The sequence below is a fragment of the Clostridium thermobutyricum DSM 4928 genome, assembly GCF_002050515.1.
Taxonomy (GTDB): Bacteria; Bacillota; Clostridia; order Clostridiales; family Clostridiaceae; genus Clostridium; species Clostridium thermobutyricum.
Window position 1 is genome coordinate 1 of the sequence record NZ_LTAY01000041.1, and the last position, 22,584, is coordinate 22,584.

The following is a 22,584-nucleotide window of genomic DNA, read 5'->3' on the forward strand; positions in this document are numbered from 1 at the left end:
AAGTTATAGAATGTTTTTCCCATTATTTTTTCTTTTTCACAATTAAATAGCTCTAAAAATTTTAAATTTACAGTATTTATTTTTTTCTCTTCATCTTCAATCCAAATTCCAAATGGGAAATTTTCTATTAGTGATTTTATTAATTGCAATTTAATGCCCTCCATATACATATAAATCTTTATCTTAATAATACTACTTATAAAAACCCGCTAAAATATTTTCAACTAAATATTTACAAATAATACCCTTTATTAATCTCCTATTTAAAAATATGACTTTAATTTTGATAATTTTATAAAAAAAGTAGCTAGTAAAAACTAGCTACTAAATAATATATTATTTTATTTTTGCAATTAAAAATTTAGTTTTTATTCCTTCTTTAGTGAACATAGCTTCATGCTCTGTGATCACATTATATTCAAATCCACTATTATGTAAATCTCTAGTTATATAATCAATTTTAAAGCCTGATTCTTCAAAATATTCTAATGATTCTTCAAAAAGTTCATCATCATCTGTTTTAAACCAAATTTCACCTTCACTATTTAAAAACTCTTTGTATTGATTAAGTTGTCTTGGATGAGTAAGTCTTCTTTTCTTATGTTTTTCTTTTGGCCATGGATTACAGAAATTTATATATATTCTATCTACTATATCATTTTTATCTAGCATCTCATTTATTAATGCAATTTCTTTTGCCATAAGTCTAACGTTATCTATGTCTTTTATATCTTTTTCTTCAAATGCTTTTTCTATATTTCTTTTAGCTAACACTAAAACTTCATCTTTTATATCTATAGCAATATAATTTATATTAGTATTTGAAGATGCATGAGTAGCTACAAAAGTACCTTTTCCGCATCCTAGTTCTAAGTATATTGGATTATTTGAATTTTTAAAGTCATTTTTCCAAGTTCCTTTTTTTGAATTTGGATCTACAACAAAAAAATGGCATGCTTCAAGCTCAGGTCTAGCCCACGGTTTTTTTCTTAATCTCATATAGTTCACTCCATATTTTTAAATTTCATTACCCATTATACATTTTTACTTATATTATAACAAGCTTATCTCTTTTTCTTATTCCAATACTCAAATAAATTAAGTTTTAAATCTTTAAATTGCTTTCCATATTTTAAAGACTTTACATTTGGAAAAGCTCTAAGCAACCTTTTTTGCACAGCTGAATTTTCCTTTAACTCTTTTAGTATACTGGAGAATTCTTCAAACTTAATTTTAACCTCATTTAAATCTGCTTTATCTTTCATTTTATTAAAATTTATTTTTAAATCACTAGAATTAAATTTCTCTATTTTAACTTCTAATAGCTTAAATTCTTCTTTTATAGCACACATTCTTTCCATTACATTCTTCATATTTATTAAAGAAAGTATAGTTACTACAAAATCAACTAAAAATGCTATTAAACATATTACACTTATAATTAATCCATATTCTTTATTTATTCCATTTACAAATACAGCTACAATTGGTTGTATAAATTTCACCAATATTACAGATCCTATTCCAAATAAAGTTGAATTTAATAAACATATTCTTCCTTTATAATTGAATTTATAGTTAGAATAATCCCACCATTTTAAATTAAATAACTTTTCTAATACTACAGCTGTAATATATTCAACTATAGTAGTTATAATAACAGCTATTATAAAAAGTAAGAAAATATTATCTTTAAATCTACTTAAAAGAAATATAACACTTAATGAACCAACTCCATAAACAGGACAAACTGGTCCATTCAGAAATCCTCTATTTACCCATACTCTATCTATAGCAGCACAATAAATACATTCGCATATCCAACCTATAATACTATAAATTGAAAAATATAAAATAAGTACCTCCAAAATATCACCTCATTTAATTTATACCAATTATATTATACTATTTTTAACTTTTTTAGCAATATAATTATAAATTTATTAAAATAAGAAGAGAATGTTTTATACATTCTCTTCTAATATACATAACCCTAAAGCTCCTGGCCCAGTATGAATACCCATTGCAGCTCCGATTTGCTCTAATGATATATCTATTATATTTTCATGTCCTTTTACTTTTTCAAAAAATTCTTTTGCTTCTTCATCAGCAGCTCCACTTAAAACCCAAACTCTACATTTACTTTTTTCTAAATATTCAAATAAAATGTTTTTCATCTTTGAAATGGCTTTTTTTCTTCCTCTAGTTTTTGTGTATGTATATAATTCACCGTCATCATCTGAAGATACAATAGGCTTTATATGTAATATTTCACCTATAGTTCCAGATATTTTACCTATTCTTCCTCCACGTTTTAAATATTCTAATGTGTTAAATGTTATAAATCCGTGCGTTCTATTTCTTATACTCTCAAAAGCTTGTACAATTTCTTCAACTGTTTTTCCTTGTTTAACTAATTTAGCAACTTCTAAAACAATTGCTCCTTGTGGATATCCTAATGTTTTAGTATCTAAAAAGTGAAAGTTAATTCCACTCTTTTCTTCAGCAATTAATCTTATACTATTAAGTGTTCCAGATAATTTATTTGATACACACACTATTATTAAATCTGTATAACCTTCATCAATAAACTTGTCCAAAATTTTATCAGTAGTTTTTAAATCAGGCAATGATGTTGTTGGTATTTCTGTTGATAAACTTTCATACATTTCCTCTGATGTTATTGTTATTTTATCTAAAAATTCTCTTTCCTTATATATAATTCTTATTGGTAACATTTCTATATTATTTTCTTTTAAAGTTTCTAATGTTAAATCGCAACTGCTATCTGTTAATACCCCTATCTTTTCCATTCCTAACTCCTCCTACCTATCTATTAATCAAATTATAACATTTTGTTCATTATTTAGCAACATTTTTATAATATTTTTAACTTTATTTTTAATTTGATTTAATCATTTAAGAAAATATTTTCTATATAGTCTCTAATTTTTATAAAATTATCTAAAAGGAAAAAATTATTTTATTATTTATTTTCTTATAATTTAAATATTTTTATTAACTAATCTTTATTTTATATAAATAAAAAAAAGCCTTTCAAAATATTTATTTTGAAAGGCTTTTTAATTACCAAGCTAATATTTCTATTCCTGTATCTGTTACTAATACTGTATGTTCCCACTGTGCTGATAAAGAACCATCTTCAGTTAATGCAGTCCAATCATTATCAGCATCTACAAAAACTTCAAATCCACCTTCATTTATCATTGGTTCTACTGTAAATATCATACCAGGAACTAATACCATTCCTTCTCCTGCTTTCCCTACGTGTGCTACAAAAGGATCTTCATGGAATTTAAGTCCTACTCCATGTCCTCCAAAATCTCTAACAACACTATATCCATTTTCACGAGCATGTTTTTCTACAGCTTCACCAATATCTCCAAGGAATCCCCAAGGTTTAATAGCTTCAACACCTTTTTTAAGACATTCTCTTGCTACTCTTACTAACTTCTCAGCTTCTTCTGATGTTTTTCCTATTATATACATTCTTGATGCATCTGAAAAATATCCATCTTTTATAGTAGACACATCTACATTTATTATATCTCCTTCTTTAAGGATTATATTTTTATCAGGTATTCCATGACATACTTCATCATTTATTGATGTACAAACACTTTTAGGAAATCCTTGATAATTAAGAGGTGCTGGAATTGCTCCATGTTCTACTGTATAATCATAAACTAATTTATCTATTTCTTCAGTTGACATGCCTTCACAAATTTTTTCTCCAACTAAATCTAGAACTCCATTATTTATTTCTGCACTCTTTCTTATCATTTCTATTTGCTTAGCATTTTTTATTAAGTTTCTATTTGGCATTAGGCATCCATTTTTTTTCATGAATTCATACTTTTCATCAAAATCCATATGACATTTTTTATATTTTTTTCCGCTTCCACACCAACATTCATCATTTCTATTTATTTTCATATCCATGCCTCTTTTCTATAGTAATTATATATCTATATTATATTCTAAACTTTTCTTTTTTCAAATAATAAAAATGAGGGAAGTGATCTTCCCCCAATTACTTCTAACTATTAAAAATCTCCCACTCTAGATTGATTAAAAACTTTATTTTTATCAATTTCTAATTCTTCACAAGCTTGCTCTAAACTACATCCGTTTTCATCCATATATTTTGCTACGTAACTATCAAGACTTGGTATGTTGTTATAATCCATAATTCTATCCCCCTTAAAATTATAATTTTTATTTGAGCAAATTCTCAAAATTATTTTCCCTGTAAACATTTAATATACTTTTATTATACGATATTTTTTCCAAATTATCACTATTTTTTTATTTTTTCTCAATTGTAAAATTATAAGAGTATATTATATACAACATACTCTTATAATCAATTAAAATTTATTTTTAAATTTGTTATACCAAGATTCAATAGATGCTCGCTCTCCAATTTTTATTCTCTTATAAACTATATTTAATGGATAAACTATCTTATTATTAACTCTAAGAAATATTTCTTTTTCTTCAGTTTCATTCCAATTTCCAGAAATATTTTTACTTATAACCTCACCTAGATAGCCTCCAAATCTCATTACTACATCTATTAACTTTTCTTTATTTATATCTTCTATATTTTTATTTCTACTAAAAACATCTAGTATATTATCTAAATCCTTTAAGCTTTCTTCTGAAAAATCTAGATTTACTCCTAAGCTTTTTCTTGAGAAAACTACTGCCCTTAATGATGCTTCTTTGAAAATTCTATTTAGCCTTTCCATTTTAATTGCCTTCTCTAAAAATATTTCTTGAGTAAACTCAAGAAAGTGGAAAATAATCTTTTTTTCCATTAACTCTAAAGAATACTCCTTAATATACTATATTTTGATTAACTCTTTAATGTTCTTATTTTGCACTACCAATATCACTTCTACAATAAGCTCCAAAGAAATTTACTTTTTCTCTAATTTTATAAGCATTATTTTTAGCTTCATTTAATGTTCTTCCTTTTCCAACAACTGATAAAACTCTTCCCCCAGTTGTTATAAGTTTTCCATCTTCTAATTTTGCTCCAGCTATAAATATATTATTTATTTCTTCATTATCAATATTTATTTCATAACCTGTTTCTGCTTTTCCAGGATATCCTTTTGAAGAAATAACTACATTTACACAATATCCTTCTTCCCATTCAACTTCTACATTATCTAGCTTTCCTTCTATAGCTTTTTCTATTAAATCTAAAAGATCAGTTTTCATTAAAGTAAGTACAGATTGTGTTTCTGGATCTCCCATCCTAACATTATACTCTAAAAGTTTAACACCATTTTTAGTTATCATTATTCCAAAGAAAATTATTCCTTTAAAATCCATTTCTTCTTTTTGTATTCCTATAAGAGTCTTATCCATTATATTTTCATAAAAATCTTTTAAAACTTCTTCTGTTACATATGGATTAGGACAAACAACACCCATTCCTCCTGTATTAGGGCCTTTATTTCCATCAAAAATTTGCTTATGGTCTTTTGCTGATAAAAATGGAATTATTCTTTTTCCATCTGTTATAGATAAAATTGATGCTTCTATTCCCTCTAAAAATTCTTCAATAACTACTTTTTTTCCTGAACCTTTAAAAACATCATTAATCATAAATAAATCTATAGTTTCTAATGCAGTCTTTTTTTCTTTACAAATAACTACACCTTTTCCTGCTGCAAGTCCATCTGCTTTTATAACTATTGGATAATTACAGTTTTCTAAATATTCTTTAGCTTTTTTGTGATCATAAAAAACTTCATATTCTGCAGTACTAACTCCATATTTTTTCATAAAGTCTTTAGAAAAACTCTTACTTCCTTCAAGTTCTGCCCCTTTTTTATCTGGTCCAAATATTTTTAACCCTTCACTTTTGAATTTATCTACTATTCCATTTGTTAAAGGTTCTTCTGGTCCTACAACAGTTAAATCAATTTTATTATTTTTAGCAAAAACTAAAAGTTCATCTATATCTGTTAAATTCACATTTTCACATTTTTTATATGTAGCAGTTCCTCCATTTCCTGGAGCTACATATATTTTTTCTACTTTTTCATTTTGAGCTATCTTAAATGCTATTGCACTCTCTCTTCCACCTGAACCTACTAATAAAATCTTCACCTTAAAATCCTCCTTGGCAATTTAAAATATATAATTAAGAAAAAAGCTATATGAAAAAGCTTATTTAATTATTAAACTTTTCATATAGCTATATAAACCTTAGTGTTTAAAATGTCTTACACCAGTAAATGCCATTGATATTCCATGTTCATTACATGCAACTATTGATTCTTCATCTCTAATTGAACCACCTGGTTGAACTATTCCCTTTATTCCATATTTAGCAGCTTCATCTACACAATCTCTAAATGGGAAAAATGCATCTGAAGCTAAAATAGTTGCTCCTTTTCCTCTTTCTAATGCTTCAGTAGTTGCCAAAATTCTATTTACTTGACCTCCACCAATTCCAATTGCTACTCCATCTTTTATAGCTACAATAGCATTAGATTTCACATATTTAACAACCTTCATACCAAATTCCATATCTCTTAATTCACTTTCTGTTGGCTGTTTTTCTGTAACAACATTCATTTCATTTTTTAGTTTCAAATCTTCTTCTTGAACAAGTATTCCACCATCTACTGTAACCATAAACTTTTTAGCATTTGGCTTTTTATTACATTTTATAACTCTTAAATTTTTCTTTTTCTTTAATACTTCTAAAGCTCCATCTGTAAAACTTGGCGCTGCAACAACTTCTAAGAAAATTTTGCTCATTTCAATTGCTGTTTCTTCATCAACTTCTCTATTTATAGCTACTATTCCACCAAATATTGATATAGGATCTGCATCATGAGCCTTTTTATAAACTTCAAAAACTGAATCCCCTATAGCAACTCCACAAGGTGTATTATGTTTTAATGCACAACAAGCTATTTCTTCAAATTCATTGCAAACTTTCCACGCTATATCTAAATCTTTTATATTGTTATATGATAATTCTTTTCCATTTAAAATTTCAAAGCTATTCATTGCACCATCAAATTCATTTGAAGAATAATAAGCTGCACTTTGATGTGGATTTTCTCCATATCTTAGGTTTTGTTTTTTCTTATATGAAATTGAAAGATATTCAGGATATTCTTCTTCACCTTCTAAAAGAAAATTTGATATAGCAGCATCATATGCATTAGTTAAATTAAATACTTTTCCAGCTAAAATTTTTCTTAATTTAAATGAAACTTCACCATTTTCACTTATTTCATCCATAACTCTCTTATAATCATTTTTATCACTTAAAACAACAACATCTCTAAAATTTTTAGCTGATGATCTAAGCATTGTTGGTCCACCAATATCTATAAACTCTATTTTTTCTTCAAAAGTTAAATCTTCACGTACTTTATTAAAAAATGGATATAAATTTACAACTACATAATCAATTGTATTTATATTTCTTTCTTTTAAAGTATTCATGTGATCTTCTTTATCTCTTATTGCTAAAATTCCTGCATGTATAAGAGGATGTAATGTTTTAACTCTTCCATCTAGCATTTCAGGAAAATTAGTTACTTCATTTACTTCAATAACATTTACTCCATTTTCTTTTAGATATTTAAAAGTTCCCCCTGTAGAAATTATTTCTACATCTCTTTCTTCTAAAAATTTTGCTAGTTCTAAAACTCCATCCTTATCAAAAACACTTATTAAAGCTCTTTTTTTCATATACACACCTCTTCTTTTATATTAACTTTATTTTCTACTATATGAATCTTATCTTCGCTAATAAGTTTTATAGCTTTTGGAAGAGCAATATGCTCTTTGACTAAAACCTTTTTTTGAAGAGTTTCATAAGTATCATTAAAGTCTACATTTACTATATCTTGAAGTATTATAGCTCCCCCATCTACTTCTTCATTTACAAAATGAACTGTACAACCTGAATATTTAACCCCTTTTTCTATAACTGCCTTATGAACATATTCTCCATACATTTTATCTCCACAAAATGCTGGAATAAGTGATGGATGAATATTTATTATTCTATTTTTAAATTTATTTAGAATTTCACCTTCCAATATTGAAAGATAGCCAGCTAATACTATTAAATCTACATTTTCTACAAGCTTTAGAATTTCATTAGAGGTTTCTTTTCCGAATTCCTTTTTGCTAACAACAGAAGTTTTTATATTATTTTTTTTTGCTCTCTCTAAAGCATAGATTCCGTCTTTACTTCCAATAACTATCTCTATAGAAGCATTTATATATCCATCTTTAATTTTATCTATTATAGCTTGAAGATTAGTTCCTCCACCAGATGCAAGCACTGCTATTTTAAACAAATGCCTTCACCTCCAGATGTTATATATCCAATTTCATAAGCATTTTCGCCACATGAGACAAGTTCTCTTAAAATATCATAAACATCTTTTTCATCTACACATAAAACAAATCCTATTCCCATATTGAATGTATTATACATGTGTTCTCTATTTACACCTAATCTCTCCATTTCTAAAAATATATCTGGAATTGGAAAACTATTTGTCTTTATAACAGCTGTAAATTCTCTTCCATTAAACATTCTTGGAACATTTTCTATGAATCCTCCACCTGTTACATGAGCCATTCCTTTTACATTAAATTTTTCTAAAATCTTTAAAACTGGTTTTACATAAATTTTAGTTGGCTCTAAAAGAGTTTTATATATAGGTTCATTATTAAATTCTCTATCTAAATCTGTAAATATTTTTCTTACAAGTGAATATCCATTTGAGTGTATTCCCGAAGAAGCTATTCCTATAAGCTTGTCTCCTTCTTTTATATCTTTTCCACTTACAATTTTATCTTTTTCAACTATTCCTACTGCAAATCCTGCAATATCATAATCTCCTTCTTTATAAAAACCTGGCATTTCTGCTGTTTCTCCACCAATTAAAGCACAATCTGATTGAAGACATCCTTCTGAAACTCCCTTTACTAAATCAGCAGCAACTTCTGCTTCAAGTTTTCCACAAGCTACATAATCTAAAAAATATAATGGTTTCGCTCCATGGCAAAGAATATCATTAACACACATTGCCACACAATCTATTCCAACAGTATCATATTTTCTTTTTTTACAAGCTATATCTAGTTTAGTTCCTACTCCATCAGTTCCTGAAACAAGAACTGGTTTTTTATAACCTTCAGGTAATTCAACCATTCCTCCGAAAGAACCTAATCCATTTAAAACATACTCATTCATAGTTCTTTTTGCATAGTTTTGAATTAATTTAACTGATTTATAACCTTCTTCTATATTTACTCCTGAATCCTTGTAAGTTAACATAATACTTCTTCCTCCTCAAGATTCTCATTTAATTTTTCCATTGGCGCAGAAACTGGATATACTCCATTAAAACATCCTACACAAAAATTTCTTCTTCCATAAAAACTTTTATACATTCCTTCAAGACTTAAATATCTTAAAGAATCACATCCTATAATTTCTTTTATTTCTTCTACAGAATTATTTGCTCCTATAAGCTCACTTCTATAAGGAGTATCTATTCCAAAATAACAAGGAAATTTAACTGCTGGAGATGCTACAAGAAAATGTACTTCTTTTGCTCCTGCTCTTCTTAAAGAATCTACAAGATGTTTTGAAGTAGTTCCTCTAACAATTGAATCATCTATAAGGATAACTCTTTTTCCTTTAACATTTACCTTAAGTGGATTTAGTTTTACTGCAACTGCTCTTTCTCTAAGTTCTTGAGAAGGTGCTATAAAAGTTCTTCCAATATATCTATTTTTAACAAATCCTATATCATAAGGAATTCCTGATACTCTTGAATATCCAATTGCAGCTGGAATTCCTGAATCAGGGACTGCAACAACTAAATCTGCTTCTATTTTATTTTCTTCGTAAAGAACTTCACCTTGCTTAATTCTAGTTTGATAAACATCTAATCCATCTATAATAGAATCTGGCCTTGCAAAGTATATATATTCAAAAGCACATGTTTGACATGTAGTTCCTTCTGAATATTTTATAGATTTGACTCCATCTCCATCAATTACTACAATTTCTCCTGGTTCTATGTCACGAACTAATTCAGCACCTATAGAATCTAAAGCACAACTTTCTGATGAAAGAATATATCCTTCTTTTATTTTTCCAAGACAAAGAGGTCTAATTCCATGAGGATCTCTTATACCTATTAATTTATCTTTAGTCATAATTACCATAGCAAAAGATCCTCTAACTGCTGAAATAGCATTAACTACTGCTCTTTCAATTCCTCTCTTCGCTCCTCTAGCTATAAGTGAAGCTAAAACTTCTGAATCTACTGAAGTATGAAAAACATGTCCTCCATCTTCTAATAATTCACGTATAACATCTGCATTTACAAGATTTCCATTATGAGCCATAGCTATTGGCCCAAGTTTTGTATTAGTTAAAAGTGGTTGAGCATTTTCAACTGTTTTAGCTCCTGCTGTTGAATATCTTACATGACCTATACTTATATGCCCATTTGCTTTCTTTAACTCTTCTAAATTTTCATTATTAAAAGCTTCTGTTATTATTCCAAGACCTTTATGAATTTTTACTTCCTCTCCATTTGATACTGCTATTCCTGTACTTTCTTGCCCTCTATGCTGAAGTGCATAAAGTCCATAATAAGTTACTGATGCAACATCAACTGGCTCTTTTACATATATTCCAAAAACACCACATTCATCTTTAAACTTATCATTTGCAGGGTCTATAATATCAATTGATGAATTTATCATTTTTAATCTCCCTTAAATACTTATTTTTAGCACTCTATTCTTTTTAATATTTCTATATAAGCTTCTTCTACATTTCCCATGTCTCTTCTAAATCTATCTTTATCTAGTTTTTCTCCAGTAGTTGAATCCCAAAATCTACATGTATCTGGTGATATCTCATCTGCTAATATAACTTCTCCATTTGGAAGTCTTCCAAATTCTATTTTAAAATCTATTAAATCTATATTTTGCTTTTTAAAGAAATCTTTTAAAAGATTATTTATTTTATCAGTCATTTCATAAATTTTTTCTAATTCTTCAAAAGTTGTAGCTCCAATTCCTACAGCATGATAATCATTTATAAGTGGATCTCCTAATGAATCATCTTTATATGAAAGTTCAAAAACTGTTGTTTTTAATTTATAGCCTTCTTCTAATCCAAGTCTTTTTGCCATACTTCCCGCTGCAACATTTCTAACTATAACTTCAAGAGGTACAATTTCTACTTTTTTGCAAAGTTGGTCTCTATCATTTAATTTTTCTATAAAATGAGTTTTAACTCCATTTTTATTTAACATTTGAAAAATCATTGATGTTATTTGGTTATTAAGGATACCTTTATTTTGAATCTCAGCTTTCTTTTCTCCATTAAAAGCCGTTGCATCATCTTTGTAATGAACTATTACATTTTCCTCATTATCAGTTCTAAAAATTTGTTTTGCTTTTCCTTCATATAACTTTTCATATTTATTAACCATTATAATTCCACTCCTTCAGCATTTTCTTCTATAAATTTTCGTTTCATATCTTTTCTAAAATCTAGTAACTTATTTTTAATATCTGGGTATTTTAATGAAAGCATTTGAAGTGCTAACATTCCTGCATTATAACTATTATTTATTCCAACTGTTGCAACTGGAATTGATTTTGGCATTTGAACTATAGATAAAAGTGAATCTATTCCTCCAACTGCTGCCTTAACAGGAACTCCAATTACAGGTAATACTGTATGTGATGCTATTACTCCTGGAAGATGAGCTGCAAGTCCGGCACCTGCTATAATAACTTCACAACCTTCTTTTTCAATTTCTTTTATAGTTTCCTCTAATTTTTCTGGTACTCTATGAGCTGAAAGTACAAATGCTTTATAATCAACTCCAAACTCTTTTAAAGCACTTGCTGCTCCTTTCATTACATCAGTATCTGATTTGCTTCCAAAAAATATTGCTACTTTCATAAAATACACTCTCCTTATTTTTTAAATAATTTATTTAAAATAATTTATACCTGACTTAAATAATCCTTGTTCAAAGTTACCTTCTATATTCTTATAAAGATTTTTTCCTACTCTTTCTGAATGAGCCATTTTACCTAATATTCTTCCATCTGGACTTGTAATACCTTCAATTCCAAGCATAGAACCATTTGGATTATGAGGCATATCCATTGATATATTTCCTTCAAAATCTACATATTGAGTAGCTACTTGTCCATTTTTAATAAGAGTTTCTAAAAATTCTTTAGGTGCAACAAATCTTCCTTCACCATGTGATATTGGAACTGAATGTATATCTCCAAGATTTACTTCATTAAACCAAGGTGATTTTTTTGATACAATCTTTGTTCTTACCATTGATGACATATGTCTATTTATATTGTTATAAGTTAATGTTCCCATGTTTTCTTCTATATCACATATTTCCCCATATGGAAGAAGTCCTAATTTCATAAGGGCTTGGAAGCCATTACAAATTCCTAACATAAGTCCATCTCTATTGTTTAAAAGCTCCATAACTGATTCTTTTATTTTTTCGTTTCTTAAAACATTAACTATAAATTTAGCTGATCCATCTGGTTCATCTCCTGCTGAGAATCCTCCTGGAAGCATTATTATTTGTGAATTATCTATTTCTTTTTTCAAAATTTCAAGAGATTCTAAAAGTGCATTTTTATTATAATTTCTTAAAATTACTTCTCTAACCTCTCCACCTTCTTTTTCAAAAGCTCTCTTGCAATCAAATTCACAGTTTGTTCCTGGAAATACTGGAATAACTACTTTAGGTTTTGCAACTTTTATTAATGGTGAAGTTTTTCCTTTTTCTCTATATAAATTTTCTTCTACTATTTCTTTTGTCTCTTTTGTTTTAGTTTTAAATATATTTTTTAGTTTTCTTTCATATTCTTCATTTATTTCTTCTAATGAAACTTTAAAGTCTCTATCAATTGAACAAATTGCAGGTTCTCCTATTGTTTTTCCTATGACTTTAAAGTTCATTTCTCCAAATTCTTTTTCTTCTAAATCTTCTTTTACTTCTAAAATAAAACTTCCATAATTAAATCCAAATAACTCTTCATTAGTTAGAGATTTGAACTCAACTCCTATTTTATTTCCTAGTGCCATCTTGCTTAATCCTTCAGATACTCCTCCAAATTTAAGTGAATATGCACTTAGTACTTTATTTTTATTTATTAATTTATTTAGAGAAGATAAATTCTTTTTAAACATATTAGTATTTAATGTTCCATCTTCTTCTTTTTCTGATTTAACTAAAATTATTTTAGAACCTATTTGTTTAAACTCTGGTGATATAACTTTTTCAGCTTTTATCATCCCTACTGCAAAAGAAGTAAGAGTTGGAGGTACATCCATTTCTCCAAAGCTTCCTGACATAGAATCTTTTCCTCCAATTGCTGGTATTTCTAAATCCATTTGGGCTTTATATGCTCCTAAAAGTGCTGAAAATGGTTTTCCCCATCTTTCCTTTTTATCACCAAGTCTTTCAAAATACTCTTGGAAAGTAAGTCTTGCTTTTCTATAATCTCCACCTATACAAGAAAGCTTTGTTATAGACTCTATTACTGCATAATATGCCATATGGAAAGGGCTCCACATTCCAAGCTCAGGATTAAACCCATATGTCATTATTGAAGCATCTTTTGATTCTCCATTTTCAACAGGAATTTTAAATACCATTCCTTCTGAAGGTGTTTTAGAATATTTTCCTCCTAAAGGCATAAGTATAGTTCCACTTCCAATAGTTGAATCAAATCTTTCTATTAATCCTTTTTTATCACAAACATTTAAATGATTAAGTGTTTCTATCCATTTCTCTTTTATATTTACTTCTCCTATTTCAAATGGATATTTATCTGGAGCATTTACTTTTACATCTATCTCACCAGTTTCTCCATTTGTATCTAAAAAGCTTCTCTTTATATCAACTATAGATTTATTTCTCCAGAACATTCTTAATCTTTCTGTATCAGTAACTTTTGCAACTACAACAGCTTCTAAATTTTCTTTATTTGAAAGTTCTATAAATCTATCTATATTTTCTTTTTCTATTACTACAGCCATTCTTTCTTGTGATTCTGAAATGGCAATTTCTGTTCCATCTAATCCTTCATATTTTTTAGGAACTTTATCTAAATCTATATCTAAACCTCTGCAAAGTTCTCCTATTGCAACTGAAACTCCACCAGCCCCAAAATCATTACATCTTTTTATCATTCTACAAACTTCTTTATTTCTGAAAAGTCTTTGAATTTTTCTTTCTGTTGGTGGATTTCCTTTTTGAACTTCAGCTCCACATTCATTTATTGAATCTTCTGTATGTTCTTTAGATGAACCTGTTGCTCCACCAATACCATCTCTTCCTGTTTTTCCTCCAAGTAAAATTACAACATCTCCAAGACTAGGTTCTTCACGCCTAACATTTTCTTTTGGTGCTGCTGCAATAACTGCTCCAATTTCCATTCTTTTAGCAGCATAATTTGGATGATATACTTCATCAACTTGTCCAGTTGCTAATCCAATTTGATTTCCATACGAACTATATCCACTAGCAGCTCCTAAAGTTATCTTTCTTTGAGGAAGTTTTCCTTTTATTGTTTTTTCAATTTCAACTGTAGGATCTGCAGCTCCAGTAACTCTCATAGCTCCATATACATAAGTTCTTCCTGAAAGTGGATCTCTTATAGCTCCTCCAAGACAAGTTGCAGCTCCTCCAAAAGGTTCTATTTCTGTTGGATGATTATGTGTTTCATTTTTAAACATAAGTAGATATTCTTCTATTCCTTTATCTGTTTCTACATTTATATTTATTGAACACGCATTTATTTCATCTGATATATCTAAATCTTCTGTTAGCCCTCTTTTTCTTAATTCTTTCATACATATAACAGCTAAATCCATTAAGTTTATATCTCTAGTTGTATCTTTTCCATAAACATAATCTCTAGAATTTAAATATGCTTCATATGCTTTCTTAACAGGAATATTATATTTTCCTTCTTCAATTTCTATCTCTTTTATAGAAGTTAAAAAAGTAGTATGTCTGCAATGATCAGACCAATAAGTATCAATAACTTTTATTTCTGTTATACTAGGATCTCTATCTTCTGATAAAAAGTATTTTCTTATCATTTCTAAATCTCCTATACTCATAGCTAGTCCCAATTCTTTATGAAATTCTTTTAGTTGTTCTAAATTTTTTTCTCTAAAACCTTCTAGGACTTCTACATCTTTTGGCTCTCTATATTCATTTATTAACTCATTAGAATTTATATCTACTTCTCTTGAATCAACTGGATTTATATAATAATTTTTTATTTTTTCTATTTCTTCTAAAGTTAGATTTCCTTCTAAAATAATAACTTTTCCTGATTTAACATCAACTCTATCTTCTTTAGTTAAAAGCATTATACATTCAGAAGCTGAATCAGCTCTTTGGTCATATTGACCTGGTAAAAATTCTACTCCAAATGCTATTTCATTTTTATTTAACTTAAAACTTCCTTCATATATATTATCTACAGGCAATTCTGAAAAAATTGTTTTTAAAGCTTTTTTATAATAATCTTCTTCCATTTCTCCAATTATATATTTATTTAACACTCTAACTTTTTCTAAATTTGAAATAGAAAGATTTTCTCTAAAATCTTCTAAAAGTAATTTTCCCTCAACATTAAATCCTTCTTTTTTCTCAACGAATATAGTTCTAATACAAGCCATGCTTTTCCCTCCAATAATATTTAAAGTTTATTTTATTTTTCCATATTATCCCTTGGTAATTAAAGAATATCATTTGAAATATAAAAAGTCAACATTATCATTATATTTTTATTTATTATTCGTTATATTAAGAATTATATAAATAATATTTTATTTTATAATTCGTAAATTTCTTCTTTTTTCTTCCTTTTTATATTTTAAATACTTTTCTAAATTTGCATTTTTGGTATTTTTTTCAAATTATTACTGACGTTTTTATACTTTCTTTTCTCTAATAAGAAAAAAGCTAGCATATAAAATGCTAGCAATACTAAACCTACGTAACCTTTTTGCCTGAAAGGTCATTAATAGTTTATTTATAATTCTCTTTTTATATTCAAAAAATTTTTTGTTATATTTGTTATAATTTTATATTAGACATATAACTAAAATAAATTTTGAAACAGAAAGGAGGCACTATTTTTTCAAATGAAAAAATAATTATTATGGACTTACTACAGATAATTTCAATAACTATATTTTTAATTGTTTTGATAGGAATAATGAGCAATAAATTTGATTCAACTGTTTTAGCTTTAACAGGTGCTGTATTAATGGTAGTCTTTAGAGTAATCCCATTAGATAAAGTTACATATTATATTAGCTTTAATACAATTTCAGTTCTAATAGGAATGATGCTCATAGTTTCTATTTTTAAGAAAACTGGCTTTTTTGAATATATTGCAATCTTAACCACAAAAATATGTAAAGGTAATATTTTTAAGATACTATTATTTTTAGGTATAATAACAGCATTACTATCTGGTATTTTAGATAATGTAACTACAGTTTTATTAATGGGGCCAGTAACTTTTCTTATAACAAAAATTCTTAAAGTAAATCCACTTCCATTTGTGTTTAATGAAATATTTGCTTCAAATATTGGAGGAACAGGTACTTTAATTGGTGATCCTCCAAATATAATGATTGGTAGTTCTGCACACTTATCTTTTAACTCTTTTTTGATTCATCTTTTTCCAATAACATTTTTTATTTTAATAGTAACAATACTTACAATTTATTTTGTTTATAAAAAAGAGTTACAAATTAAAGAAATACATAAAGAAAAACTTCAAAATTTAAATCCTAAAGAATCAATAAAAAATAAAAAGCTTTTAATTCAAGGATTTATAGTTATAATTTTTGTATTATTAGGATTTATAGTTAGCAATAAAATAAATTTAAATATTGGAACTATCGCAATATTAGGAGCTTGTGTATTATTACTCATTTCCAAAGAACCTATTGAAAATGTAATAATGGATGTTGAATGGAGTTCTATATTATTTTTTATAGGTTTATTTGTTTTAGTAGGTGGTATTGAACAAACTGGTGTAATAAATTTAATTTCAAACCTTTTAATAACTTACGGAAAATCTAATCCTATTCTACTTCTTTTAATTACACTTTTTGGAGCTGCAATAATATCTTCATTCTTAAATAATATACCTTTTGTAGCTGCATTAATTCCTTTAATAATTTCTTTAGGTAATAAAGGAATAGATATTATTCCTCTTTGGTGGGCTATATCCTTAGGTGCTTGTCTAGGTGGAAATGGAAGTTTAATAGGAGCATCTGCAAATATAGTTCTATCTGAAATATCAGAAAGAGAAGGATATCCTATAAGTTTTAAAGATTATTTTAAACTTGGCTTTCCATTAATGATTTTATCTATAATTATTTGCTCAATTTATCTATTAATTTTATATTACTAATAAAATTAATAGATAATCTTAATAAGATAAAACGCTTATTTATTTAAAATATTAAAATAAATAAGCGTTCTATTTTTACAAAATTTTATCTATTTAACTTTATTAATTTTATCTTACTCTATAAGTAGTATGGAATAGTTCATGTGCTCTTCCTTTTCCAGGTTCTCCTATATAACTTTCATACATTTTTATTATTGCTGGATTTTGATATGATTTTCTTTTAGGTAATTTTTTAGCGTCCTGATTATATAAAACACTTGCTCTAAGTTTTCTAAAATCAAACTTTTCTCTATCTATAGATGAAACTTGAGGTTGACCTCCTCCATTTATACAACCTCCAGAACAATCCATAACTTCAACTAAACTATAACCTTTTTTTAAATTTCCCTCTTCAACAAATTTAAAGAAGTTTGAAGCTCCATTAACAACTGCTATTCTATGTTCTTCTCCATTTATAGTTATAGTAGATTCTTTAATTCCTTGAAATCCTCTTACCTCAGTATAATCTATATCTTCAATATCACGGCCTTCTAATTTGTCAACAGCTGTTCTAAGAGCTGCTTCCATAACTCCTCCTGTTGCTCCAAATATTGCTCCAGCTCCACTATACATTCCCATAGCTTCATCTGCTTCACTTTCTTCTAACTCTTTAAAACTTATCTTTCTAGCTTTTATCATTCTTCCAAGTTCTTTTGAAGTTAAAACTGCATCTATATTCCTTATACCATCATTCTCCATTTCAGGTCTATTCATTTCAAATTTCTTTGTTATACATGGCATAATAGTTACAGTAAATATATTTTCCGACTTTATTCCTGATATATGAGAATAGTAGCTTTTACTTGCTGCACCAAATATTTGTTGAGGTGATTTAGTGCTTGATAAATTAGGAATTAGTTCTGGAAAATAATGCTCAACTAATCTTATCCATCCCGGACAACAAGATGTAAACATAGGAAGAGCTCCTCCATTTTTAATTCTTTCTATAAATTCAGCTGCTTCTTCCATTATAGTTGCATCAGCTCCAAAATTTATATCAAAAATTTTATCAAACCCTATCATTCTTAATGCAGTATAAATTTTTCCTGTAACATCAACTCCAAATCCCATATTAAATTGTTCTCCAAAAGCAGCTCTAACAGCTGGTGCCATTGCAACAATCACATGTTTATTAGGATCATTTAATGCTTCTTCTACTATTTCAATATGTGATTTTTCCTGAAGAGCATCAACAGGACAAGCTGTTACACATTGACCACAAAGAAGACATCTAGTTTCATCAAAATTTTTTAAATCTCTAGAACCTACAATTCTTTCTCCATCTTCTAAATCATGAAATATTATTGACTTAGTAGTGGTTTCTTCTCTGCACATTGCAACACATCTTCCACATTTAATACATCTTTGCCTATTTAGCACAAGTGAATGACTTCTATCATCTATGGTTTTATTTTTATCTTCAACATTAAAAGGCTTTTCTTGTTTAGCTCTAGTCTTTATTACTACTTTTAAAAGTTCACAAGTTTCTCTTCTTTTACATACTCCACATTTAAAATCATGGTTATTAAGAATTTTTACTACTTCACCTCTTACCTTTTCCTTTACATCTTCAGCTTCACTACTTACTATTAAGCCATCTTCAGCTTTTGTTGAACATGCTCTGAAAAATCCATCTTTTCCCTCTATTTTAACTAAACATAATCCACAAATTCCCTTATGATAACATTCTTTAAAATAACATAAAGCAGGTATATTTATATTATTTTCTCTAGCTAATTCTAAAATAGTTTTTTCTCCTTCAAAATCTATTTTAATATTATTTATAGTTAATGTACTCAAAAAATCATCCTCCTAAAGTTCAATTCTCCTTTTATAATTTCCATAAATTACTTTTATTATTCTTTATTAATTTTGTAATTAAATAATATTTTTATAAAATTTAATCTATTGCAAAATATCTTAATAAAACTAATCCATAATATTTATTAAATTTAAATCCCAAAATAAAAAAACTCTCACTTATTAAAAATGAGAGTTTTTATTATTCATTTTAATTTTAAGATATTTTTACTCTATCTTTGCATATCCATGCTGTTCTATTTCCATAAATTATTTGATACCAGTTTCCACTTTCTCCTACAATTTTCACTTCTGTTCCATTGTATAATTGACCTACTCCAGAGTTATTCCAATCTGGTCTACATGTTATATAAGTAAATGGTCCTTCTTTAAAGTCTACCACTCCTGTTTTTTCTATTTTTTTCACAGATGTATTAACTCTATCTTTACATATCCATGCTGTTCCATTTCCATAGACTATTTGATACCAGTTTCCACTTTCTCCTACAATTTTTACTTCTGTCCCATTGTATAATTGACCTACTCCAGAGTTATTCCAATCTGGTCTACATGTTATATAAGTAAATGGTCCTTCTTTAAAGTCTACTACTCCTGTTTCTGCTATTTTTTTCATAGATGTATCTACTCTATCTTTACATATCCATGCTGTTCCATTTCCATAAACTATTTGATACCAGTTTCCACTTTCTCCTACAATTTTTACTTCTGTTCCATTGTATAATTGACCTACTCCAGAGTTATTCCAGTCTGGTCTACATGTTATATAAGTAAATGGCCCTTCTTTAAAGTCTACTACTCCTGTTTCTGCTATTTTTTTCACAGATGTATCTACTCTATCTTTACATATCCATGCTGTTCCATTTCCATAAACTATTTGATACCAGTTTCCACTTTCTCCTACAATTTTTACTTCTGTTCCATTGTATAATTGTCCTACTCCTGAATTATTCCAATCTGGTCTACATGTTATATAAGTAAATGGTCCTTCTTTAAAGTCTACTACTCCTGTTTTTTCTATAAATTTATTTCCTAATACATAAGTAATATCTATATTTTCATCTTTATTATTATTTTTTATTTCTTTTACAACTTCATTAGAATTATTTAATATTTGAATGTTTTTATCTTTTGTTATTCTAAATTTAGAACCATATGGAACTTCTACTCCATTTATAATAGTTTTTACTACATTATATCCTGTTGGTATTTTTGCTTCGTTAGCTGCTAAAACTTTTGAATATTCTCCAGTAAAATCTATATTTTCTTTATTAGATGAACTTTCTACAGTCTTTCCATCATTATAATTAGTTTTATAAGATATATTTGCTTTTATTTCTTTTTCTGGTGCAGGTTTATTTTCATCATTTTTATTTAATGAAGTATCTACTCTGTCTTTACATATCCATGCAGATCCATCTTTATAATTTATTCTATACCAATTTCCACTTTCTCCAGTTATTGATACCTTTGTTCCATTGTATAATTTTCCTACACCTGAATTATTCCAATCTGGTCTACATGTTATATAAGTAAAAGGTCCACCTTTAAAATCTACAATTCCTGTTCCTATTATAGGATATTGATTTGTTATATGAACACTATTTGGATGCTCTGGACCATGTCCTGTAACATATGCTTTCCATACATAAGCATCACGCCCATTATAATTTATTTTATACCAATCTCCACAATCTTCCCATATTTGAACTCTATACCCATAATTCAAAACTCCTAGTATTTGTGAACTAGTGCTCATTTCACTTCTTACATTTAATCCATTAATATTTACAGTTCCTATTCCATATGGACTATAATTAGGATTTACATTTTCATTTGGATTTCCCCCAGTATTAACTTCTTCTCCTGGTGCAGTATAGTAACATGTTGTTGGATCTGTATATTTATTAGAACCTGTATCTCTAACATGAATATTAGATCCATACCAAGTAAATTGGTTATCAGCAACCCAAGCATCAGTGTGTTCAGCATTAGCCCATCCCATAAAAGTATATACATGAGCATTGCTAGCAAAACATACATCTCCTGGTTTTAGATTTTTTAAATCATAATGAACAGTCCATCCTAAACTTTGTAAATTTTCTTTAAGAGTTCCACAATATCCTGTAGAAGTTGGTATAGGAACTCCTATAGCTCTTAAAGCAGAAGATAAGAAAAATACGCAAGTATTTGATGCATCTCCACCATGTAAGTTAATAGCTTCATTTTGAGCTTTCCATCTATTATTTGCACTTAACATATAATTATAAAGTTTTTCATTAGTTTTTGAAGAAAATGATACTGCATTTTTTAATTGATGAATATTATCATTATTGTAAGTATTTGATGCATCATATCCAGTAAATTTAACAGCTAAATTATTTATAGCTTCTCTTTTTTGTTCTTCAGTTTTGTTTACTATTTTACCAGTTTTAAGATTTATAGCTACTAATTGAGCTGGTGCTGCTATAGCTTTTTCAGTATCTTTTTTAGTTGTACTAGCTTTTGTACTCTCTTTTATTACCTTTATAGTTTCACTTTCATTAGATTTTTCTACTTGGGCTTTATTACTATTTTCTATTTTATTTTTATTTTCATTTTTATTTTCTGTTTTATTTTCATTTTTATTTTCTTTTGTATTTACTATTTTAGATTCATTATTTTTTATTTCATTTACATTGCTTTTTTCTTCTTTTTTATTTTGAATAGAATTTTCTTTATTGCTACTTTCAACAACAGTATTAGCTTGTCCATTTCCTTTTTGAACTTCATTTACATTTTGTTCTTGTGAATATTTAACTGTTGTAGTTTCAGCAAAAGCAGCTAATGTTGGTGTTGAAATTATTGTAGTAGTTATTAACATACTTGTTGCTATGATTTTTGCAATTTTCTTTTTTTTCATAGTTGTCTCCCTTATCTTTTGTAATAGAATTTAATTAGCCAAATTTTGGTGAATTCATAATTTGATATTAATACTTATATTTTTCCATGTAAAGGTAAAATACATAATCTTTCCACTTTATTAAATTAATTAATTATTAATTAATTTTATTTTCATTTTATTTATTTTTTCTAAATATAAATAATCTTAAATTTATTGTTATTTTAAATATAAAAAAAAGACTTTTTCTTTTCTGAAAAAGTCTTTTCTTATTAAACTAAAAACTCAATAAC

18 protein-coding genes are annotated in these 22,584 nt (G+C 27.4%); 1 reads left to right on the forward strand and 17 read right to left on the reverse strand.

Annotated elements, in window-relative coordinates:
• The 15 genes from CLTHE_RS17215 to CLTHE_RS08590 form a co-directional block, all read right to left on the reverse strand.
• A partial coding sequence (locus CLTHE_RS17215; RefSeq protein ID WP_143324046.1) for a PAS domain-containing protein occupies positions 1 to 170 on the reverse strand: 170 nt, incomplete at its 3' end.
• Between the two features lie 166 nt (positions 171 to 336).
• Positions 337 to 999 carry a tRNA (guanosine(46)-N7)-methyltransferase TrmB gene (gene trmB, locus CLTHE_RS08525; protein ID WP_002597310.1) on the reverse strand — a complete coding sequence of 221 codons (663 nt, stop codon included), beginning with the start codon at positions 997 to 999 and terminating at the stop codon, positions 337 to 339.
• Between the two features lie 65 nt (positions 1,000 to 1,064).
• Positions 1,065 to 1,868, reverse strand: a complete 804-nt coding sequence (locus CLTHE_RS08530; protein ID WP_158082694.1) for a putative ABC transporter permease — start codon at positions 1,866 to 1,868, stop codon at positions 1,065 to 1,067.
• A gap of 96 nt (positions 1,869 to 1,964) precedes the next feature.
• On the reverse strand, positions 1,965 to 2,813 hold the full coding sequence (locus tag CLTHE_RS08535; protein WP_080022882.1) for a DegV family protein: 849 nt from the start codon (positions 2,811 to 2,813) through the stop codon (positions 1,965 to 1,967).
• 274 nt (positions 2,814 to 3,087) lie between these two features.
• The gene (locus CLTHE_RS08540) at positions 3,088 to 3,957 is read right to left on the reverse strand and encodes a methionyl aminopeptidase (protein ID WP_080022883.1); all 870 of its coding nucleotides are present in this window, start codon (positions 3,955 to 3,957) and stop codon (positions 3,088 to 3,090) included.
• 110 nt (positions 3,958 to 4,067) lie between these two features.
• Positions 4,068 to 4,211, reverse strand: a complete 144-nt coding sequence (locus CLTHE_RS08545) for a hypothetical protein (protein WP_169840832.1) — start codon at positions 4,209 to 4,211, stop codon at positions 4,068 to 4,070.
• 180 nt (positions 4,212 to 4,391) lie between these two features.
• Complete coding sequence (locus CLTHE_RS08550) at positions 4,392 to 4,775, reverse strand: hypothetical protein (protein ID WP_143324047.1); 384 nt, start codon at positions 4,773 to 4,775, stop codon at positions 4,392 to 4,394.
• Between the two features lie 124 nt (positions 4,776 to 4,899).
• Positions 4,900 to 6,150 (reverse strand): phosphoribosylamine--glycine ligase, encoded by a 1,251-nt coding sequence (purD, locus tag CLTHE_RS08555; protein ID WP_080022886.1) that lies wholly within the window; start codon positions 6,148 to 6,150, stop codon positions 4,900 to 4,902.
• 99 nt (positions 6,151 to 6,249) lie between these two features.
• Entirely contained in the window at positions 6,250 to 7,755 is a 1,506-nt protein-coding gene (purH, locus tag CLTHE_RS08560) for a bifunctional phosphoribosylaminoimidazolecarboxamide formyltransferase/IMP cyclohydrolase (protein WP_080022887.1), read from the reverse strand.
• Positions 7,752 to 8,372 (reverse strand): phosphoribosylglycinamide formyltransferase, encoded by a 621-nt coding sequence (gene purN, locus CLTHE_RS08565; protein WP_080022888.1) that lies wholly within the window; start codon positions 8,370 to 8,372, stop codon positions 7,752 to 7,754. The genes purH and purN overlap by 4 nt, the downstream gene beginning before the upstream one ends.
• Positions 8,360 to 9,361, reverse strand: coding sequence for a phosphoribosylformylglycinamidine cyclo-ligase (purM, locus tag CLTHE_RS08570; RefSeq protein ID WP_080022889.1), 1,002 nt, complete (start codon positions 9,359 to 9,361; stop codon positions 8,360 to 8,362). The genes purN and purM overlap by 13 nt, the downstream gene beginning before the upstream one ends.
• Entirely contained in the window at positions 9,355 to 10,806 is a 1,452-nt protein-coding gene (gene purF, locus CLTHE_RS08575) for an amidophosphoribosyltransferase (RefSeq protein ID WP_080022890.1), read from the reverse strand. The genes purM and purF overlap by 7 nt, the downstream gene beginning before the upstream one ends.
• Positions 10,807 to 10,832: 26 nt before the next feature.
• Positions 10,833 to 11,543: a phosphoribosylaminoimidazolesuccinocarboxamide synthase gene (purC, locus tag CLTHE_RS08580; protein WP_080022891.1), complete on the reverse strand. Its 711-nt coding sequence runs from the start codon at positions 11,541 to 11,543 to the stop codon at positions 10,833 to 10,835.
• Positions 11,543 to 12,022, reverse strand: a complete 480-nt coding sequence (gene purE, locus CLTHE_RS08585; protein ID WP_080022892.1) for a 5-(carboxyamino)imidazole ribonucleotide mutase — start codon at positions 12,020 to 12,022, stop codon at positions 11,543 to 11,545. Before purE ends, purC begins: the two co-directional genes overlap by 1 nt.
• 30 nt (positions 12,023 to 12,052) lie before the next feature.
• Positions 12,053 to 15,799, reverse strand: coding sequence for a phosphoribosylformylglycinamidine synthase (locus tag CLTHE_RS08590; RefSeq protein ID WP_080022893.1), 3,747 nt, complete (start codon positions 15,797 to 15,799; stop codon positions 12,053 to 12,055).
• Between the two features lie 485 nt (positions 15,800 to 16,284).
• Between CLTHE_RS08590 and CLTHE_RS08595 the strand changes: the two genes are divergently transcribed.
• Positions 16,285 to 17,553, forward strand: a complete 1,269-nt coding sequence (locus CLTHE_RS08595) for an ArsB/NhaD family transporter (protein WP_080022894.1) — start codon at positions 16,285 to 16,287, stop codon at positions 17,551 to 17,553.
• A 108-nt stretch (positions 17,554 to 17,661) separates the two neighbouring features.
• Here the strand turns inward: CLTHE_RS08595 and CLTHE_RS08600 are convergent, their stop codons facing one another.
• Both CLTHE_RS08600 and CLTHE_RS08605 read right to left on the reverse strand, forming a co-directional pair.
• On the reverse strand, positions 17,662 to 19,392 hold the full coding sequence (locus tag CLTHE_RS08600) for a ferredoxin hydrogenase (protein WP_080022895.1): 1,731 nt from the start codon (positions 19,390 to 19,392) through the stop codon (positions 17,662 to 17,664).
• Between the two features lie 217 nt (positions 19,393 to 19,609).
• The gene (locus tag CLTHE_RS08605) at positions 19,610 to 22,312 is read right to left on the reverse strand and encodes an SH3 domain-containing protein (RefSeq protein WP_080022896.1); all 2,703 of its coding nucleotides are present in this window, start codon (positions 22,310 to 22,312) and stop codon (positions 19,610 to 19,612) included.
• Between the last annotated feature and the right edge of the window lie 272 nt (positions 22,313 to 22,584).

Coding starts and splice junctions, on each gene's coding strand:
- trmB (WP_002597310.1), bottom strand. CDS start 999: ATGAGATTAAGAAAAAAACCGTGGGCTAGACCTGAGCTTGAAGCATGC.
- CLTHE_RS08535 (WP_080022882.1), bottom strand. CDS start 2,813: ATGGAAAAGATAGGGGTATTAACAGATAGCAGTTGCGATTTAACATTA.
- CLTHE_RS08540 (WP_080022883.1), bottom strand. CDS start 3,957: ATGAAAATAAATAGAAATGATGAATGTTGGTGTGGAAGCGGAAAAAAA.
- CLTHE_RS08545 (WP_169840832.1), bottom strand. CDS start 4,211: ATGGATTATAACAACATACCAAGTCTTGATAGTTACGTAGCAAAATAT.
- CLTHE_RS08550 (WP_143324047.1), bottom strand. CDS start 4,775: ATGGAAAGGCTAAATAGAATTTTCAAAGAAGCATCATTAAGGGCAGTA.
- purH (WP_080022887.1), bottom strand. CDS start 7,755: ATGAAAAAAAGAGCTTTAATAAGTGTTTTTGATAAGGATGGAGTTTTA.
- purM (WP_080022889.1), bottom strand. CDS start 9,361: ATGTTAACTTACAAGGATTCAGGAGTAAATATAGAAGAAGGTTATAAA.
- purF (WP_080022890.1), bottom strand. CDS start 10,806: ATGATAAATTCATCAATTGATATTATAGACCCTGCAAATGATAAGTTT.
- purC (WP_080022891.1), bottom strand. CDS start 11,543: ATGGTTAATAAATATGAAAAGTTATATGAAGGAAAAGCAAAACAAATT.
- purE (WP_080022892.1), bottom strand. CDS start 12,022: ATGAAAGTAGCAATATTTTTTGGAAGCAAATCAGATACTGATGTAATG.
- CLTHE_RS08590 (WP_080022893.1), bottom strand. CDS start 15,799: ATGGCTTGTATTAGAACTATATTCGTTGAGAAAAAAGAAGGATTTAAT.
- CLTHE_RS08595 (WP_080022894.1), top strand. CDS start 16,285: ATGGACTTACTACAGATAATTTCAATAACTATATTTTTAATTGTTTTG.
- CLTHE_RS08605 (WP_080022896.1), bottom strand. CDS start 22,312: ATGAAAAAAAAGAAAATTGCAAAAATCATAGCAACAAGTATGTTAATA.